This is a genomic window from Glycomyces sambucus (assembly GCF_900102815.1).
Taxonomy (GTDB): domain Bacteria; phylum Actinomycetota; class Actinomycetes; order Mycobacteriales; family Micromonosporaceae; genus Glycomyces; species Glycomyces sambucus.
Window position 1 is genome coordinate 1 of the sequence record NZ_FNGF01000005.1, and the last position, 13,297, is coordinate 13,297.

The 13,297-nt window shown below is 71.3% G+C and carries 18 protein-coding genes; 11 read left to right on the forward strand and 7 right to left on the reverse strand.

Features of this window, described 5'->3' with window-relative positions:
• Positions 1-287: 287 nt before the first annotated feature.
• Positions 288-1,079 carry a class I SAM-dependent methyltransferase gene (locus tag BLS99_RS15290; protein ID WP_091051520.1) on the forward strand — a complete coding sequence of 264 codons (792 nt, stop codon included), beginning with the start codon at positions 288-290 and terminating at the stop codon, positions 1,077-1,079.
• A gap of 180 nt (positions 1,080-1,259) precedes the next feature.
• Here BLS99_RS15290 and BLS99_RS15295 read toward each other — a convergent pair whose 3' ends face one another.
• From BLS99_RS15295 to BLS99_RS15305, 3 genes are read right to left on the reverse strand one after another with little or no spacing between them, the layout of a single operon-like run.
• Positions 1,260-2,150, reverse strand: a complete 891-nt coding sequence (locus BLS99_RS15295) for a 5-oxoprolinase subunit C family protein (protein ID WP_091051523.1) — start codon at positions 2,148-2,150, stop codon at positions 1,260-1,262.
• Positions 2,147-2,800: a 5-oxoprolinase subunit B family protein gene (locus tag BLS99_RS15300; protein ID WP_091051528.1), complete on the reverse strand. Its 654-nt coding sequence runs from the start codon at positions 2,798-2,800 to the stop codon at positions 2,147-2,149. Before BLS99_RS15300 ends, BLS99_RS15295 begins: the two co-directional genes overlap by 4 nt.
• Positions 2,797-3,540, reverse strand: a complete 744-nt coding sequence (locus tag BLS99_RS15305; protein WP_091051531.1) for a LamB/YcsF family protein — start codon at positions 3,538-3,540, stop codon at positions 2,797-2,799. Before BLS99_RS15305 ends, BLS99_RS15300 begins: the two co-directional genes overlap by 4 nt.
• 191 nt (positions 3,541-3,731) lie before the next feature.
• Between BLS99_RS15305 and BLS99_RS15310 the strand changes: the two genes are divergently transcribed.
• From BLS99_RS15310 to BLS99_RS15340, 7 genes are all read left to right on the forward strand, one after another.
• The gene (locus tag BLS99_RS15310; protein WP_091051535.1) at positions 3,732-4,703 is read left to right on the forward strand and encodes a family 43 glycosylhydrolase; all 972 of its coding nucleotides are present in this window, start codon (positions 3,732-3,734) and stop codon (positions 4,701-4,703) included.
• A gap of 164 nt (positions 4,704-4,867) precedes the next feature.
• Positions 4,868-5,269, forward strand: a complete 402-nt coding sequence (locus BLS99_RS15315) for a YbaB/EbfC family nucleoid-associated protein (RefSeq protein ID WP_091051538.1) — start codon at positions 4,868-4,870, stop codon at positions 5,267-5,269.
• 1 nt (position 5,270) lies between these two features.
• Entirely contained in the window at positions 5,271-5,594 is a 324-nt protein-coding gene (locus BLS99_RS15320) for a WXG100 family type VII secretion target (protein WP_091051542.1), read from the forward strand.
• Positions 5,595-5,765: 171 nt separating this feature from the next.
• Entirely contained in the window at positions 5,766-6,218 is a 453-nt protein-coding gene (locus BLS99_RS15325) for a WXG100-like domain-containing protein (protein ID WP_218126530.1), read from the forward strand.
• Position 6,219: 1 nt separating this feature from the next.
• A complete protein-coding gene (locus BLS99_RS15330; protein ID WP_091051549.1) occupies positions 6,220-6,717 on the forward strand; it encodes a hypothetical protein in 498 nt (165 codons plus the stop codon).
• A 14-nt stretch (positions 6,718-6,731) separates the two neighbouring features.
• Positions 6,732-7,154 carry a hypothetical protein gene (locus tag BLS99_RS15335; RefSeq protein WP_091051553.1) on the forward strand — a complete coding sequence of 141 codons (423 nt, stop codon included), beginning with the start codon at positions 6,732-6,734 and terminating at the stop codon, positions 7,152-7,154.
• A 130-nt stretch (positions 7,155-7,284) separates the two neighbouring features.
• Entirely contained in the window at positions 7,285-7,512 is a 228-nt protein-coding gene (locus tag BLS99_RS15340) for a DUF4287 domain-containing protein (protein WP_091051556.1), read from the forward strand.
• A gap of 3 nt (positions 7,513-7,515) precedes the next feature.
• Here BLS99_RS15340 and BLS99_RS26280 read toward each other — a convergent pair whose 3' ends face one another.
• On the reverse strand, positions 7,516-7,959 hold the full coding sequence (locus BLS99_RS26280; RefSeq protein WP_176953380.1) for a DUF1707 SHOCT-like domain-containing protein: 444 nt from the start codon (positions 7,957-7,959) through the stop codon (positions 7,516-7,518).
• Positions 7,960-8,239: 280 nt separating this feature from the next.
• Between BLS99_RS26280 and BLS99_RS15350 the strand changes: the two genes are divergently transcribed.
• The gene (locus BLS99_RS15350; protein ID WP_091052689.1) at positions 8,240-9,325 is read left to right on the forward strand and encodes an NADH-quinone oxidoreductase subunit D-related protein; all 1,086 of its coding nucleotides are present in this window, start codon (positions 8,240-8,242) and stop codon (positions 9,323-9,325) included.
• 25 nt (positions 9,326-9,350) lie between these two features.
• Here BLS99_RS15350 and BLS99_RS15355 read toward each other — a convergent pair whose 3' ends face one another.
• Positions 9,351-9,995 carry a hypothetical protein gene (locus BLS99_RS15355; RefSeq protein ID WP_091051564.1) on the reverse strand — a complete coding sequence of 215 codons (645 nt, stop codon included), beginning with the start codon at positions 9,993-9,995 and terminating at the stop codon, positions 9,351-9,353.
• 91 nt (positions 9,996-10,086) lie between these two features.
• On the opposite strand from BLS99_RS15355, the gene sigJ reads away from it, so the two are divergent.
• Entirely contained in the window at positions 10,087-11,004 is a 918-nt protein-coding gene (sigJ, locus tag BLS99_RS15360) for an RNA polymerase sigma factor SigJ (protein WP_091051567.1), read from the forward strand.
• Between the two features lie 12 nt (positions 11,005-11,016).
• A complete protein-coding gene (locus BLS99_RS15365; protein WP_091051570.1) occupies positions 11,017-11,517 on the forward strand; it encodes a carboxymuconolactone decarboxylase family protein in 501 nt (166 codons plus the stop codon).
• A 181-nt stretch (positions 11,518-11,698) separates the two neighbouring features.
• Here BLS99_RS15365 and BLS99_RS15370 read toward each other — a convergent pair whose 3' ends face one another.
• Both BLS99_RS15370 and BLS99_RS15375 read right to left on the reverse strand, forming a co-directional pair.
• Positions 11,699-12,025, reverse strand: a complete 327-nt coding sequence (locus BLS99_RS15370) for a DUF1416 domain-containing protein (protein ID WP_091051574.1) — start codon at positions 12,023-12,025, stop codon at positions 11,699-11,701.
• 29 nt (positions 12,026-12,054) lie between these two features.
• Positions 12,055-12,906, reverse strand: a complete 852-nt coding sequence (locus BLS99_RS15375) for a sulfurtransferase (protein WP_091051577.1) — start codon at positions 12,904-12,906, stop codon at positions 12,055-12,057.
• Positions 12,907-13,297 lie beyond the last annotated feature (391 nt).

Consider the following 13,297-nt stretch of genomic DNA (forward strand, 5'->3'; position numbering starts at 1 on the left):
GGGGGAGGGGGAGGGGGAGGGGGAGGGCGGGCAGCGCGGCAAGCCTCTCGATATCGCGCATAGGTTGTGAGCCGTGAGCCGTGAGCCGTGAGCCGTGAGCCGTGAGCCGTGAGCCGTGAGCCGTGAGCCGTGAGCCGTGAGCCGTGAGCCGCGAGCCGCGAGTGGGGGCGATCGGGTGACAGCGCCGCTGGTGGACTGGCTTCGGGGCGGGCGGGCTACTGGCATCGGTCGCGGATCTGTCCTAGGGTGGGCCCAATGTGCGACGAGCCCGCGAAGGGGGCAGTGCCATGGGACCGTCCGACCGGATGCTGCTCATCGAGCTGACCGAGCGGCTCAAGGGCCTCGGCGAAGCGGTCGCGGGCGTGCGTGAGGCGCAGGCGGGCATCGACCGGCGGCTCGACGCGATCGAGGCCGAGGCGCGGGCGGACCGCAAGGCCGCCAAGGCGGCCGCGCGGACCGGGTACGCGCAGGTCGAGGACCTGCTGGCGCTCTACCACCTGACCGGGGCCCGCGGGGCGCTGCCGCGGATGCGCGGTTGGGCCGCCGGGCCCGAGCTGACCCGGTTCCTCGCCGAGGAGGTCGTCGCCCGCGGCGGCGCGCGGGTCCTCGAATGCGGTTCCGGGACGAGCACGGTGGTCCTCGCGCTCGTCTCCCGTGCGATCGGCTCGGGGCAGGTGACGGCCCTGGAGCACGACCCGCACTACGCCGCGCAGACCCGCGCCGAACTGGAGTCGCGCGGCCTCGGCGGCTGGGGCCGCGTGGTCGACGCGCCCCTGACCGATGTCGACCTCGGCGGCGAGATCTGGCGCTGGTACGACCCGAGCCTGCTGCCCCTCAACGAGATCGAACTGCTCCTGGTGGACGGCCCGCCCGCCCAGACCGGCCCGCAGGCCCGCTTCCCGGCGCTGCCGGTGCTCGCCGAACGGCTCGCGAAGGACGCCCTCGTGGTGCTCGACGACGCCGACCGCCCCGACGAGCGCGCCATCGCCGCCCGCTGGGCCGACGCCCACCCCGACTTCACCGTCGAGCGCCTTCCGCACGAGCGCGGCACGGTCGTCTTGCGCCGCAACGCATCCTGATTCCGATCCCGGCAGGAACGCCAGGCCGAGCCCAGGCCGGATCGGCGTACTGCACCGCGCGGCGAGCGACCCTCGACCGAATGCCGAACCGCATCCCGGCGGGTACAGCACACCGCTCATAGCCATGTTGCCTTACGCCGCAGGCCCATCAGCCGCACTCCCACGACCGGCCCGCCGTCACTATCCCCGCTTGCTCCAGTGGGGCATCGGGATCGGGACGAACCGGATCCTGGTCCCCGGGCGCGCCTGCGCGCCCGCGGCGCGGGCCTCGGGGCCGACGACGCCGACGACCGGGTAGCCGCCGGTCGTGGGATGGTCGGCGCCGAACAGGATCGGCTGGCCGTTCGGCGGCACCTGGAGCGCCCCGGCCGCGATGCCCTCGCTCGGCAGCTCCGCACCCGGGTTGACGCGCTTGAGCTCCGGACCCTCCAGGCGCAGCCCGATCCGGTTGGAGTGCTCCGAGACCGTCCACACACCGCGCGTCAGCTCCGCGACCGCCTCGGGCCGGAACCATTCGAGCCGCGGCCCCAGGTGGAGCTTCATGACGATCTCCTCGCCGATGCCCGCCCACGGCGCCGGCCACTGCGTCGGCAGCGGCGGATGCGCGAGGCTCGGGCCCAGCGGGATCGTGTCGCCGTCCTTCAGCGGCGCCGGACCCAGCCCCGACAGCAAGCACGTCGAGTGCGAGCCGAGGCTCGACTTCGGGTGCAGCCCACCGGAGAACGCCAGGTACGAGCGGACGCCGACCTCGGCGGGCCCGGCGTCGAGCACCGACCCGGCCTGGAGCTTCACCGGCTGCCCCCACGACTCGGGCCGCCCGTCGACGGTGACCGCGCACGGCGCCCCGCCGACGACCACGGTGACGTTCCGGTGCGCCTTCACGGTGGCGCCGTTCAGGGTCGTCTCCAGGGCGCACGCCCCGGTCGGGTTGCCCGCGAGCTGGTTCGCGAGCCTCCACGAAGGATGGTCGGCCGCGCCGGAGGGCGGCACCGCGAGGTGCCCCCAGCCGGGCCGGCCCGCGTCCTGGCAGGTCGTGAGCACGCCCGCGCGCAGGATCTCGATGTGGCTCATACGCGCACCGCCGCGAACCGCACCCGCGTGCCGGGGACCAGGAGCGCCGCGGGTTCGCGGTGCTCGTTCCACAGCCGCCCCGGGTTCGTCATGGTCGCGATGAGCTGCCAGCCGCCGGGGCTGGAGCGTGGGTACACGCCCGTGTAGGGCCCGGCGATCGCGACTGACCCGGCCGGGACCTTCGTGCGCGGGCTCTCGCGGCGCGGCACCTGGTACCGCTCGGGGAGCCCTTCGAGGTACGCGAAGCCGGGGGAGAAGCCGCAGAACGCCGCCTCGTACTCGATCCCCGAGTGGATGTCGGCGACCGCGTCGGTGCTCACACCCCACAGGGCCGCAACGGCTTCGAGGTCGGGACCGTCGTAGCAGACGGGGATCTCGACCGCCTCGCCGGCGGCCTCGGGCTCCTCGGCGAGCGGCCAGCCCGGCAGCTCGGCGGCGAGGAGTTCGGGCTCGTCGACGCCGTCGACGAGGACCGTGGTCGCCCCCGGGACGAGGTCTTCGGCCTCCAGCAGCCCGGACATGCGCCGGTTCTGGAGCGAGCGGTAGCAGGCGCGGGCCGCGGCCGTCGTGCCGCAGTCGATCAGGATGCCCCTGGGCCCGGCCGGGAGTGGCCTGAGCCGGTGGGCGGCGGTCGTTCTTCCGGTGCTCACGAGAAAGCCTCCACGTCGATGCCTCGTTCGTCCAATGCGGCCCGGATGGACGCGGCGACCGCGACCGCGTCGGGACCGTCGCCGTGCACGCAGATCGACTCGGCCGCAACAGGGACGCGGCTCCCGTCGATCGCGGTGACCTCGCCGTCGGCGGCCAGGTCGACCGCCTGCGCGACCGCGGCCCCGGCCCCGAGGAGCGCCCCCGGCTCCCCCCGCGGCACCAGGCGCCCGTCCCCCAGGTAGCCCCGGTCCGCGAACGCCTCGCCCGCGACCCGCAGCCCGGCCCCCGCCGCGGCGCGGTCGAGCTCGCTCCCCCGCTGCGTCAGCACGACCCCCACCCCCGCGAGGCGCGCGCCTTCCACGACGGCCGCGGCCTGGGCCGCATCCCGTCCGGCCCGATGATAAAGGGCGCCATGGGGTTTGACGTAGGCGACGTGCGACCCGGCCGCCTCGGCGAAGACCCGCAGCGCCCCGATCTGGTACGCGACCTCGGCGGCGAGCTCCCGCGGCGGCACGTCCATCTCGCGCCGCCCGAACCCGGCGAGGTCCCGGTAGGAGACCTGCGCCCCGATCCGCACCCCCGCCGCGGCGGCGAGGGCGCACACGCGCTGGAGCGTGGCCGGGTCCCCGGCGTGGAAACCGCACGCGACATTCGCGCTCGTGACGATCCGCAGCAGTGCGGCGTCGTCGGTGAGCTCCCAGCGGCCGAAACCCTCCCCCAGGTCCGCGTTGAGGTCCATGCGCACAACGGTACCGGATCACTCGTTCGGGCGCATTCTGCGCACTCGGGCGCTGGAGGCGACGATCCTCGCCGGACCGGACGGCAGTGGGCGGGCGCGGACGCAGGTTGTAGAAAGCGTTTGCCTACGCTACCTTTCAAGCACCCCACCAGGCCCGGCCACCCCCGGCCGCCGACCACCATGGAGGAACCATGACGACCGGTCCCGCCTCGAACCCCGACGACCTCCGGGCCCCCGCACCGCTCTTCACCGACCCGGTCTTCGACGGCCCCACCGACCCCACCGTCGTCCACGACCCCGAGTCGGGCCTGTGGCACCTCTTCTACACCCAGCGCCGCGCCACCGCCCCCGACGCGATCGGGAATGACAGCAGCGTCGCCTGGGTCCACGGCACCGACATCGGCCACGCCACCAGCCCCGACGGCCGCACCTGGACGTACGCCGGCACCGCCGCCGGCCCGGACTGCCAGAACCACGACACCTGGTGGGCCCCAGAGGTCCTGCGCCACGACGGCACCTGGCACATGTACGTCACCTACCTGGAGGGCATCCGCGAGGACTGGACCGGCCCCGCCGAGATCCGCCACTACACCTCGGCCGACCTCGCGGCCTGGACGTACCGGTCCACCGTCGACACCGACTCCGAGCGCGCCATCGACGCCACGGTCCACCGCCTCCCGGACGGCAGGTGGCGCATGTGGTTCAAGGACGAGCGCCGCGGCAGCCACATCCACACCGCCGACTCCGACGACCTCTACGCCTGGACCCCCGCCGGCCCCGCCGTCACCGACCAGGCCCAGGAGGGCCCCACCGTGTTCGCCCTCGGCGGCGTCTACTGGATGGTCACCGACGGCTGGTCCGGCCTCCTCGTCCACCGCTCCACCGACCTCGACCACTGGCACCGCCAGCCCGTCCCGCTCCTCGCCGGACCCGGCCGCCGCGCCTACGACGAGGCCCTCGGCCACCACGCCATGGCCCTCACCCAGGGCCCCGACGAGGCGTACCTCTTCTACTTCACCCACCCCGGCGGCGGGCGCCGCTCCACCGTCCAGGTCGCCCGCCTCCACGTCCGCGACGGCTGGCTCCGCTGCGACCGGGACGAGCACTTCGCCTACCTCCCCGACCCCGCCAAGGCCGCCGCGATCCGCGGCGGAACGGCCTGAATCGGGCCCGAACCGCCCCGAAAGCGGACGACACGAACTCCTGACACACTGTGAACAAGGTTGCCGAATCCCCTGGTGGAGCGGCACATTCAGGGGACCCCAAAGTGGCGGCCCCGGTTTATGCTGGAGGCCACACCGAGTCCACTGAGACCCCCGGAGGCGGCATGTTCGGTGAGGAAGCGATCGCCCAGCAGCTGGCGGAAGCCCGCTCGGCGCTCGACGAAGTCAGACAGCAGCAGGAGCGACCGGTGCAGTCCGTCACCGCCGAATCGGCCGACGGACGCATCGAGGTCACCCTAGGCCCGAACGGCCGCGTCACGAAGTTCCGCTTCGCCGAGGAGCGCGTCCTCAAGGAGGGCACCGAGTTCCTCGAAGTGGAGATCGCGAAGGCCGTCAACGCCGCACTCGACGCCCGCGCCGAGGCGCTCTCGGCCGACGTGCCCACGCCCGACCTGGAGGCGATCGGCGCGGCCGTCGCCCAGATCCAGGAGCAGGGCGTGCGCCAGATGCGCGACATGACCGCGCACATCAGCCAGGTCATGGCGAAACTCCAAGGGGGGAAATGACATGGTCGTGAAGATCGAGACCGACTCCATCCGCGAGGGCGCACAGCAGCTCGACGCCGCCACCGAGATGGTGCAGGGCCTGTTCGACCAGTTCAAGTCCTCTGTAGAGGGTCTTTCGGACTCCTTCGGCGGCGACATGATCGGCAGCCTCCTCGACCTGGCCCACCAGTGCTGCATGGAGGCCATCATCGAGTGCATCACCACCAACATCGAGGACCTCGGCGACTACGCCAACAGCCTGCGCCAGATCGCCGACGACCACGACGCCAACGACAGCGAGATCGAGCGGATCTTCCAGCGGATCCTCGCCGAGCTCGGCAAGTAGACCCGGTCCTCCCTCCCCCCTCTCCCCCTCCCCCCCCAACGGCCGCCGGCACCGGCCCGCATCAACTCCTTCATAACGCTCCGTACCCCGGACGCTCCGCAGTGTCCCCTCCCTTCGAAGGAGACCCCAGTGGGTTTGCAACTGCCCTCCGAGCTGAGAAGCCTTCTCAGCATGCTCGGCTACGACTGGCCCGAGCCCGACGAGGAGAAGCTCTACAACCTCGGCGACACCTGGACGAACCTCGCCGACCAGATCACCGGCGCGATCGACAAGCTCGACGCCGCCGCCAAGACCGTCATCGACAACAACATCGGCGAGGAGATCGCGGCGTTCAAGTCCGAGTGGGAGGACGGCGAGTCGGCCGTCCGCAACATCGCGGACATCGGCGAGCCCTCCAACATCATCAGCATCGGCCTCATGATCGCCGCCGGCGTCGTCCTGGCCCTGAAGATGCAGATGATCGTCCAGCTCATCACCCTCGCGATCCAGATCGCCCAGGCGATCGCGACCGCGGTGGTGACCTTCGGCGCCTCGCTGCTGGAGATCCCCATCTTCAAGATGATCACCTCCAAGCTCATCGACATGCTGCTCGACATGGCAATTGAGTCGGTGCTCAATGGTTAGGATGCGCACCCGCGCCGCGCGGAAGACCACCGCCAAGGGCGCCAAGATCATCTCCGGTCTCATCAGCAACACCAAGTTCTTCCGCACCGGCAAGGGCGGCGGCAACTGGGTCAACAAGACCGTCAAGAGCACCGCGCAGAAGGCCACGCGCTCGCGCTGGCGCGCCAGGGTCGGCAACGCCCTCAACAACGACTACAAGGGCACGTTCTTCAAGCAGCACCCCAAGCTCAAGGGCAAGGTGGTCGTCCACCACGCCGTCGAGCAGCAGGTCCTGCGCCGCTACCCGGGCCGCTTCAGCGCCGCCGAGATGCACTCGCTCCAGAACCTCCGCGGCATCCCCAAGGGGCAGGTGAACAGCCGCGTCCACCTGAGCGAGATCCGCAAGGAGTGGAACCAGTTCTACAAGAGCCACCCCAACGCCACCCGGCAGCAGATCCTCGACCAAGCGACGAGGATCGACCTCAAGCTGGGCACGAACTTCAATCCGTCCGTCCCTTAAGTTAGGATTCGCCAATGAGCTACTACCTTCTGGAGCCCGAAGTCGCCGGCGAGCTCGGCGAGGACACGGTCATGGACACCTCGGTGCACCCGCCCGTCGTGTCCCGGCTCCAGTACGTGATCCAGGACTGGCTCGGCGACGAGATCCTGGAGTCGACCCCCTGCTTCGTCGTCACGGAGCACCTGGCCGGCCTCATCGGTGAGGCGGGACTGTCCGGCTACCGCTTCGCCGACGCCGAGGTCGTCCTCGGCGAGGACGCCGAAGAGCTCGCCGACGGCCCCATCGACCTGCCCAAGTGGCAGTGGCTCCAGCTCACCGGCACCGCCGGGTCCGACGACTTCGGCGCCGCCTCCGACGGCAGCCTCGTCGTCTCCGAGCGCGCCCTCGGCGTCCTGCGCCAGGGGGTCCTCAACAACTGCGACATCGAGCCGCGCTAGGCGCACGATCGAAGGGGCGGCCGGGTGTGACCCCGGCCGCCCCTTCCGCGTTCGCCGATGAATCCCGGCCCCGGATCTCGTCTGCAAGGGTGACACCGTCAGGCACTCGCGCCGCACGAAGGAGCACCGCATGAGCGACCAGCCCAAGGGACCGACCTCGTACTTCCCGTCCATCGAGCAGAAGTACGGGCGCCCGATCGCCGACTGGCTCGCCGACATCGAGGCGAGCGGCCTCACCGGCCACAAGGCGGTCGTCGACCACCTCAAGGCCGAGCACGGCCTTGGGCACGGCCACGCCAACGCCCTCGCCGCCTACCACCTCAACCCCGGGAAGTGGCCCGCCTACCCGGCGGCCTGACGGTCAGAACAGGCCCGAGAACGCCGCCACCACGAACAGCACCAGGACCACCAGGACCCCGATCGCGATGTACAGGAACAGCTCCGGGGACAGCAGGAAGATCACCAGGCACGCCGCCGCGGCGATCGCGACGGCCACGCCCGCGATCTTCCACTTCGAGGAGCGCTCCTCCGCGGAGTCGCGCAGCTGCTGGTTCGCCTTCGACAGCGACTGGGGCCGCAGCTCCCGGGTCGGCTCCATCGACGCCTCCCGGTAGCCCGGCGGCGGGAGCTGCTGGAGGTCGGAGATGAGGACGTCGAGCTCGGTGTACACGCGGGCGCGCATGGCGGCGTCGACCCGGTCCTGGTACTCGCCGACGTCCAGGCGGCCCTCTTCCACCGCCTGACGAAGGCGCTCCATGACGACCTGGCGGTCGCTCTCCGAGGCGCGCATCTGATCGCGGTCCATTCGGCCACACCTCCAATGTCGGATGCTCCGTCTAGGATGCCAGGGCTCGGCAACTCCGCGCCACGACACTGCTCCAAGACCCTGCTCCAAGACCCTGCTCCAGGACACCGCGCCACTGCACCCGCCGGCCGCGGCACCGCGTCGTGCCCGGGCCGCCACCAACCTACGACATGCAGGACCCGGCGCGGCCGCTCTTCCCCAAGCCGCCCGGAACTGCCACGATGAGGAGGTGACCGAACAGCTGACCGTCGGCGTGGGCGCCGGGACCGAACCGGCCGACATGGTGCTCAACATCGGCCCGCAGCACCCCTCGACCCACGGGGTCCTGCGGCTGCGCCTGCGGGTGGACGGCGAGCGCGTCACCGAGTGCGAGCCGATCGTCGGCTACATGCACCGCGGCGCCGAGAAGCTCTACGAGGTGCGCGACTTCCGCCAGATCATGCTCCTCGCCAACCGCCACGACTGGCTCTCGGCGTTCTCCTCCGAACTCGGGGTCGCCCTCGCGGCCGAGCGCCTGGCCGGGATCGAGGTCCCCGAGCGGGCCGTGTGGCTGCGCATGGCGCTCGCGGAGATGAACCGCGTCCTCAACCACCTCATGTTCCTCGGCTCCTACCCGCTGGAGATCGGCGCGATCACCCCGATGTTCTACGCGTTCACCGAACGCGAGCGCCTCCAGGCGGTCATGGAGGAGGCCAGCGGCGGCCGCGTCCACTACATGTACAACTGCGTGGGCGGCCTCAAGAACGACGTGCCCGACGGCTGGGAGGACCGGGCCCGCCGGGCCGTCGACGAGGTCGAGGCCGGCATGGTCCGCCTCGACAAGCTTCTGCGGCACAACGAGATCTTCGCCGCCCGCACCAAGGGCATCGGCGTCCTCGACGCCGCGACCGCGGCCGCGTTCGGCGTCTCCGGACCGGTCGCGCGCGCCTCCGGCCTCGACTTCGACCTCCGCCGCGACGAGCCCTACCTCGCGTACGGCGAGCTCCACGTGCCGGTCGTGACCCGCACCGAAGGCGACTGCTACGCGCGCTTCATCTGCCTGCTCGACCAGGTCGCCGCCTCGATCGAACTCGCCCGCTTCTGCCTCGGCCGCGCCGTCACGACCCCCGGCCCGGTCAACTCCAAGCTCCCGAAGATCTTCAGACCGCCGGCGGGCGAGACGTACGTGTGGACCGAGAACCCCTTGGGCGCCAACGGCTACTACCTCGTCAGCCGCGGCGAGAAGACCCCGTACCGGCTCAAGCTCCGCACCGCCTCCTACGCGAACGTGCAGGCCCTCGCCACGCTCATGACCGGCTGCCTCATCCCCGACATGATCGCGATCCTCGGCTCGATGTTCTTCGTCGTCGGCGACATCGACAAGTAGAAGACCGGCGGGCAGCGTACCGCCGTCAGGCGCAGCCGCCCGTGGTCTCGTGGACCAGGAACGGCTCGGCCGCAACAGGTTCGGTCCAGCTCGCCAGCGCCTCCCCGCCCGGGCAGGGCACCGACCCGTACCGCCACGCACCGGTCGAGCCCAGGGGCGGTTCGGGCGCGAACGCGCCGACGCCGTCGCTCGACGGCCGGCAGCCCGTGACCGCCTGGAGCAGCACCGGCTCCGACCAGCGCCCGCCCGGCGGGTCCGGCTGTTCGGCGGTGATCCGCAGGCTCAGGTAGCCGTCGGTGTCGCCCGACCAGACCGCGGCCGCGACGTCGGAGGACGCGGCGAGCCCGAACCGGTCGGCGAGCCCTTCGATCTGCTCGGTCGTGGCGCCGGAGACCTGGATCGTGCGCGAGAGCGACAGGCCCGGCCGCACCGGCGTGACCTCGCACGCCTCCGCCTCCAGGGGCCCGGCGGCGAGGACCGCCGCGCCCGTCACCGCCGCCGCGGCCTCGCCGAGGAGCGCGTCCATCGCCGCGCGGGCGTCGGCCGCGGCGATCTGCTCGCGGACCGTGGCCCGCGTCCCCGCGAACGCGGCGGCCAGGAGCACGACCGCCCACACCGCGACGGCGACGCGCAGGCGGCGGCGCCAGCGCGCCGAGACGTTCGAGAACACGGGGACCAGTCTGCCCTAGCGGAACTGCGAGACACCCGTCACAATCCGCGATCGGGTGTCACACTCTTGAACCATGCCCCGTCCTCTCGACATGAACGAACCGGAACCGAACGCCGAGGGGCCCGCGGCACCGCCCGCGGTCCGCGCGCTGGCGCACTTCGCGGAGCTGCGCCCGCGGCTCGCCGGCGTCGCCTACGGCCTCCTCGGCTCCGTCGCCGACGCCGAGGACGTCGTCCAGGAAGCCTGGGTCCGCTTGCAGCGCAGCGACATCGACGCGATCGACGACCTCACCGGCTGGCTCGTGACCACGACCTCCCGGCTCGCGCTCGACGTCCTGCGCTCCGCGCGCGTCCGCCGCGAGGCGTACGTCGGCCCGTGGCTGCCCGAGCCCGTCGAGACCGCCCCCGACCCGGCCGACTCCGTGGGCCTCGCCGACTCCCTCTCGTGGGCCATGCTCGTGGTCCTGGAGACCCTGAGCCCCGCCGAGCGGGCCGCGTTCGTCCTCCACGACGTCTTCGGCCTCACCTTCGAGGAGGTCGGCGCCGCCCTCGGGCGCGCCCCCGCGTCCTGCCGCAAACTCGCCAGCCGCGCCCGCGAGCACGTCGAGGCCCGCAAGCCTCGCTTCGACGTCGACCCCGAGGAGCACCGGCACGTCGTCCAGGCGTTCTCGAAGGCCGTCGTCTCCGGCGACCTCGACGGGCTCACCGCGCTCCTCGACCCCGACGCGGTCCTCACCTCCGACGGCGGCGGGGTCGTCAAGGCCGCCCGCAACCCGGTGCGCGGCGCCGAGCGGGTCGCCCGGTTCCTCATCGGCGTCACCGCCAGGTACGTCGACTTCGCGCACCGGACCACCACGGTCAACGGCGGCCCCGCGCTCCTCAGTGTCGTGGGCGGCGAGGTCGGCGGCATCACGCTCCTGGGCATCGCCGACGGCCGCATCGTCGCGGTCGACATGGTCCGCAACCCCGACAAGCTCACCGGCATCCACGAAGTGCACCGGCCCCGATAGGAAGGAACCGCCATGGAAGCCCGACTCGACTTCACCGGCACCGAGTTCGCCAAGTCGTACTACGAGAACATGATCGCCAACGAGAAGCTGTTCCACACCGCGAGCACCGTCCCGCACCGGACGATGGAGCTCGTCAAGCTCCGCGCCAGCCAGATCAACGGCTGCGGCTACTGCACCGACATGCACTACAAGGACGCCGTGCACGCCGGCGACGACCCCGAGCGGCTCAACCTGGTGACGGTGTGGCGCGAGGCGCCCGCGTTCGACGCGGCCGAGCGGGCGGCGCTGGCGCTCGCGGAGGAGTCGGCGCGGCTCGCCGACAACCCGCACGGCGTGAGCGACGAGGTGTGGGCGGCGGTGCGCGAGCACTACGACGACGAGCAGATCGCGGCCCTGGTGGCGATGTGCGCGCAGATCAACGCCTGGAACCGGGTCAACGTGATCCTGCGGACCCCGGCCGGGTTCTACGACCCGGAGACGAAGACGGCCCGCTACCAGGACGCGAAGCGGTAAGGGGCACAGAGAAACAGGGACACAGAGAAACAAGGGCACAGAGGAACAGAGGAACAGGGGAGCAGGACATGGAACGCCGAAGGGGCCCGCCGCTGATGCGGCGGGCCCCTTCTTCAAGCCCGGGACTGGGATTTACGAGCTGCGTACCTCCCGGCGTCGCCGCCGGCGTCCCCTGGCTGGTTCAGGGAGTGTCCCCTAAGCGGCTGACGGCGAGCCTGGTCTCGTTGACGCCGCGGGCGGCCTCGATCTCGCCGGTGGCGTCGCCGTAGCGCGAGAGCGCTCGGAGCGTCCACTTGCCGGGGGCGGCGAAGAAGCGGAACTGGCCGCCCTCGCCGGTGACGACCTCGGCGGTGAACTCGCCGGTGCCGTCGAGGAGGCGCACGTACGCGCCCTGGACCAGTTCGCCCTCCTCGTTGACGACCGTGCCGCTGAGCACGGTCTCCTTCGCGAGGTCGACCGACGCCGGCAGGGCCAGGTCCTGGTCGGGTGCAGCGCAGCTGTCAGACATGGAGATTCCTTTCGGTACCGTCGCCGGTGCTACTTGGTGCCGGGCTCGTCGCCGAGGGCGATCGGGACGCCGACGAGGGAGCCGTACTCGGTCCAGGAGCCGTCGTAGTTCTTGACGTCCTCGTAGCCGAGGAGCTCGCGGAGCGCGAACCAGGTGTGGCTGGAGCGCTCGCCGATGCGGCAGTAGGCGATGGTCGACTTGCCCTCGTCGAGGCCGGCCTCGGTGACGTAGAGCTCGCGGAGCTCGGCCTCGGACTTGAAGGTGCCGTCCTCGTTCGCGGCCTTGGACCACGGGACGCTGAGCGCGGTGGGGATGTGGCCGGCGCGCTGGGACTGCTCCTGCGGGAGGTGGGCCGGGGCCAGGAGGCGGCCGGCGTACTCGTCGGGGGAGCGGACGTCGATGAGGTTCTTGACGCCGATGGCGGCCTCGACCTCGTCGCGCTTGGCGCGCAGGTCCCAGTCGAGCGGCTTGGCCTCGTAGGAGGTGGCCTCGCGCTTGACGGTCTCGGTGGTGACGTCGCGGGCGTCGAGCTCCCACTTCTTGCGGCCGCCGTCGAGGAGCTTGACGCTCTCGTGGCCGTACAGCTTGAAGTACCAGTAGGCGTAGGCGGCGAACCAGTTGTTGTTGCCGCCGTAGAGGACGACGGTGTCGTCGTTGGCGATCCCGCGCTCGGAGAGGAGCTGCGAGAACTGCTCCTGGTTCACGAAGTCGCGGCGGACCGGGTCCTGGAGGTCGTCCTTCCAGTCGATCTTGACGGCGCCCTTGATGTGGCCGCTGTCGTAGGCGGAGGTGTCCTCGTCGACTTCGACGAACACGACTCCGGGGGTGTCGAGGTTCTCTTCCGCCCAATCGGCGGTGACCAGCACGTCTTCACGGGCCATGGCTGTTCTCTCCTGAACGCTGAATGGAAATGGCTATCGACGGTTCCGAGTTCGAGAGGGCCCGGCGGTGCGGTGGCGCCGCGGTCGCGGCTGAGCAGGCAGGGAGATCCAGGGGATCGACGTTCCTGGATTCGAGGCGGTCCCGTTCACGCCGGTGGACGGCGGGTGGAAGGGGACCTGTGGAAGCAAGCCTTGCTCTGACTCTGCACTTCTGTACGCGTCGGTCGCACGATTCTCGTGCCGCGCACGCTGGGCCGCAATGCGGCGACTGCCGTCGGCCTCCGGGGCCGGGCGAGTCGCCTAAGGCATTCGACAGAGCGTGGCCGCGATCATGCAGTAGTCGATCGCGCGCCGCTTCGTGAGCAGAGGCTTGCGCATGGGCAGAACGCTA

Excerpts from the sequence above, each read along its gene's own strand:
- BLS99_RS15290 (WP_091051520.1), top strand. The coding sequence starts at position 288 with ATGGGACCGTCCGACCGGATGCTGCTCATCGAGCTGACCGAGCGGCTC.
- BLS99_RS15295 (WP_091051523.1), bottom strand. The coding sequence starts at position 2,150 with ATGAGCCACATCGAGATCCTGCGCGCGGGCGTGCTCACGACCTGCCAG.
- BLS99_RS15305 (WP_091051531.1), bottom strand. The coding sequence starts at position 3,540 with ATGGACCTCAACGCGGACCTGGGGGAGGGTTTCGGCCGCTGGGAGCTC.
- BLS99_RS15310 (WP_091051535.1), top strand. The coding sequence starts at position 3,732 with ATGACGACCGGTCCCGCCTCGAACCCCGACGACCTCCGGGCCCCCGCA.
- BLS99_RS15315 (WP_091051538.1), top strand. The coding sequence starts at position 4,868 with ATGTTCGGTGAGGAAGCGATCGCCCAGCAGCTGGCGGAAGCCCGCTCG.
- BLS99_RS15320 (WP_091051542.1), top strand. The coding sequence starts at position 5,271 with ATGGTCGTGAAGATCGAGACCGACTCCATCCGCGAGGGCGCACAGCAG.
- BLS99_RS15325 (WP_218126530.1), top strand. The coding sequence starts at position 5,766 with ATGCTCGGCTACGACTGGCCCGAGCCCGACGAGGAGAAGCTCTACAAC.
- BLS99_RS15330 (WP_091051549.1), top strand. The coding sequence starts at position 6,220 with ATGCGCACCCGCGCCGCGCGGAAGACCACCGCCAAGGGCGCCAAGATC.
- BLS99_RS15335 (WP_091051553.1), top strand. The coding sequence starts at position 6,732 with ATGAGCTACTACCTTCTGGAGCCCGAAGTCGCCGGCGAGCTCGGCGAG.
- BLS99_RS15340 (WP_091051556.1), top strand. The coding sequence starts at position 7,285 with ATGAGCGACCAGCCCAAGGGACCGACCTCGTACTTCCCGTCCATCGAG.
- BLS99_RS26280 (WP_176953380.1), bottom strand. The coding sequence starts at position 7,959 with ATGGACCGCGATCAGATGCGCGCCTCGGAGAGCGACCGCCAGGTCGTC.
- BLS99_RS15350 (WP_091052689.1), top strand. The coding sequence starts at position 8,240 with ATGGTGCTCAACATCGGCCCGCAGCACCCCTCGACCCACGGGGTCCTG.
- sigJ (WP_091051567.1), top strand. The coding sequence starts at position 10,087 with ATGAACGAACCGGAACCGAACGCCGAGGGGCCCGCGGCACCGCCCGCG.
- BLS99_RS15365 (WP_091051570.1), top strand. The coding sequence starts at position 11,017 with ATGGAAGCCCGACTCGACTTCACCGGCACCGAGTTCGCCAAGTCGTAC.
- BLS99_RS15370 (WP_091051574.1), bottom strand. The coding sequence starts at position 12,025 with ATGTCTGACAGCTGCGCTGCACCCGACCAGGACCTGGCCCTGCCGGCG.
- BLS99_RS15375 (WP_091051577.1), bottom strand. The coding sequence starts at position 12,906 with ATGGCCCGTGAAGACGTGCTGGTCACCGCCGATTGGGCGGAAGAGAAC.